Annotated in this window: 1 protein-coding gene; it reads right to left on the minus strand. The window is 32.3% G+C overall.

Features of this window, described 5'->3' with window-relative positions; genetic code table 11:
* Window positions 1-104 precede the first annotated feature (104 nt).
* On the minus strand, window positions 105-1,307 hold the full coding sequence (locus JCM6256_RS09150; RefSeq protein WP_025081369.1) for an IS110 family transposase: 1,203 nt from the start codon (window positions 1,305-1,307) through the stop codon (window positions 105-107).
* Between the last annotated feature and the right edge of the window lie 193 nt (window positions 1,308-1,500).

A 1,500-nucleotide genomic window follows, 5' to 3' on the forward strand; every position in this document is an offset into this window, starting at 1 on the left:
CTTATAGAAAGTCAAGCCATATATATTAGAAAAAAAGAGTATACTAAACAGTACCCTCAAAGACTAGTCTTTGAGCAGTCAAACATTTTTAAGTTTGCGCTAAACTAATGAGTTGCTTTTTGATAATCATAAACTTGATGCGTGTGAACCAAGTTTATGATGGTTCGATTCAAATGATTGGCGCAAGCTATTAAAGCCACCTTGTCATGCTTGTTAAAAGGTGGCTTTTTTAATTTGTAATAATAATCAATTAAGTGATTTTGAATTTTATTTTGATTTCTTAACATGCTTCGTATCATGTCTGTTTCAACAGCTCGACCTTGACTGCTTCCTCGACGATTAATAGTATCATGCTTCTCGTATTGCCCGGATTGGTAACGATTTAAATCTAATCCAAGATAGGCGTTAAGTTGCTTATAGTTATCAAATCTACTAATATCACCAGCAAGGCCTAATAACAAAGAAGTGTTTAATTGCCCAGTTCCTGGGATACTACAAATTATTTTGAAGTTTTCTAGGGAACTCGCCAGTCTGATGAGCTTTTTCTTAGTCCAATTTATTGTTTTATTATACTGCTGTATTTCATCACAGTATTCATAGATAATCTCTATTTCTTGAGAGTCTGCATTAACTGCAGGATAAGAATCTTTTGCAGCGAGCCAAACCTTTTGACAATATTCTTGTATCAAATCTTTATGAATATGCTTGCTTACAGATAAATAAACATTATTTGTCATTTTTTGAATACTTAACCCTACCAAAAAATCAGGATGACAATACTGCTTAAAAATTTGTAGTGCAATAATTTCATGAGCAGATTTAAAAATACTGTTTAGTTCGGGAAAAGTTAATTCCAAACTAGCTCTAAGGTGATTAATAATCCTCGTTCTAGTTTTTATCAGTTGCCGATATCGTAATGCCAGTATATGTAAATTTTGATATTGCGAATCAAAGTAAATTCTATGATTTCTTTCAAGTTCTGATAACTGTGTAACTCCTAAAAGAGCCAGCTTAAGAGAATCTTTGGCATCAGTTTTGTTTCGTCTCATCGATGCCATTCTTAAACTTGCCTCAAGAGGATTTAATTCATATGTCTTTACCTTACAATTTTGAAGAAATCGAGAGAGTTGAGCCGAATAAATGCCCGTTGTCTCAAAAATTACAATCGTATTTTCATTCATAAAACTTTTTAGTTTTTGGAATCCGCTCTTATTATGCCTAAATACAAAATTGGTCTCTCCAAATTCTTTGTCAATCAAGGTTGCATGACTTTCACCTTTACTAACATCAATTCCAATTATATTCACATTATCACCTCTAAAAACAAATTGAGGCAATATATATTTTTAACTCATTTTCTAAAATTCGATCTTTAAGATCATCACCCTAACTCTAGCTTATTAAAAATATATATTGTTGGGCCCGTTTGACAAACGAAATAATTAATCCATCATGTTGTCGACCTCTACCTTTATACTTTAGGGTGTTTGACAAAGAGCC

The organism is Lactobacillus hamsteri DSM 5661 = JCM 6256 (assembly GCF_000615445.1).
In the GTDB taxonomy this organism is placed as follows: domain Bacteria; phylum Bacillota; class Bacilli; order Lactobacillales; family Lactobacillaceae; genus Lactobacillus; species Lactobacillus hamsteri.